We start from the raw sequence: 1,279 nt of genomic DNA on the forward strand, positions 1-1,279 counted from the left end.
AGCATACCGGCGCATCCATATATCCCCCCTGAAAACAGGGAGAAAACATCATGCATCGGACAAAAGTACAAGGCCCAGACCAGCAGGCGCTAACTGACTACACGCTCTAGGCTCAGGACACATAGCCAGAACAGGACGGTAGCAGCGAGGCGGATAGCCGAGAAGAAGACTACGCGATCCATTGATTAAGACCGTCCACACTATGGAAATCTTCTGTAGCGTGAGAGGGAATGTCCGACAGTGCGTTGCGTGCCATGCGGGTCAGCGCAGTGCCCGGTCCTGTTTCAATGATCCTGCTGACGCCAGCTTCTCTGCAGCCCTGAAGGCAAGCCTGCCAGTTCACGGTTGTGCTGACCTCTCTGGCCAGTCTCATGCATCCGTCGTCGATGCGGAGAATGGGCTCTCCATCCAGTCCACTCAGCAGTCGCACTTCTGGTGATGGCTGCTTCGGTTGCAGGATGTGCAGAGCGTGCAGCAATGGGTCCACCGCGCTCTGAAGAAGAGGTGTATGGGATGGGACTGCGACATGCAGCCGTTTCGCGGTCGATGCCCCCAGTTGCAGTGCGTGCGAGATAGCCAGATCAAGTTGCGCTGCAAGGCCGCCGATGACGATGTTGTCCGATGCGTTCACGATGGCGATGAATGTTCCGGTTTCTTTCAGGATCGATTGCAGACGGTCATCTGGCAGACCGGCTATTCCTGCCAGGCCAGCGTTTTGCGGGCTGGCCTGATCCATAATTGCCGCGCGGGTGGCGGCGAGTGCCAGGACCTGTTCCGGAGTGAGGCAGCCTGCTATTCCCCAGGCCGGGAGTTCGCCGACACTGTAGCCTGCGCAGACGATCCGGTCTGGCAGATCACGCAGAACGGCACGGATTGCGAGGGAGAGCGTGCAGCAGAGGATCTGGCCGGATCTGTTGCTGTAGAGGTCTTCATCGGAAGCGGTTTTTACATACTCTCTCGGGTCTGTTCCGAGAAATTTTTCGGCGCTGGCGAAAATCGGTTCTGCTTCTTTCTCGCCTTCGACGAGAGAGAACATGCGGGGGTGTTGCCCTCCCTGTCCGGAGCAGAAGATCGCCAGGGTTCCGCTCATGTTCGTCTCCGTTTCCTGTCTTAATACCAGAGTGTTCTAGCCTTTGACCTGTTGCCTACTTTCTCAGGGCTTTTCCCAGAAAACTAGGGCGTGTCGTCAGTTAATTCCGATGATGGCGGAGGCGAGTTGCACGGCAGCGAGAAAGGTTGACTTCAGCTTGTCGTAGCGTGTTGCGATGCCTCTGAAATG

The 1,279-nt window shown here is 56.8% G+C and carries 1 protein-coding gene and 1 pseudogene; both read right to left on the bottom strand.

Annotated elements, in window-relative coordinates:
• Nucleotides 1-169 precede the first annotated feature (169 nt).
• The gene (locus GOB81_RS17325; protein WP_173571459.1) at nucleotides 170-1,090 is read right to left on the bottom strand and encodes a malonate decarboxylase subunit epsilon; all 921 of its coding nucleotides are present in this window, start codon (nucleotides 1,088-1,090) and stop codon (nucleotides 170-172) included.
• Nucleotides 1,091-1,186: 96 nt separating this feature from the next.
• Nucleotides 1,187-1,279, bottom strand: a pseudogene (locus GOB81_RS17330) (IS5/IS1182 family transposase); the annotation flags it as partial.

It is taken from the genome of Acetobacter conturbans (assembly GCF_011516755.1).
Taxonomy (GTDB): domain Bacteria; phylum Pseudomonadota; class Alphaproteobacteria; order Acetobacterales; family Acetobacteraceae; genus Acetobacter; species Acetobacter conturbans.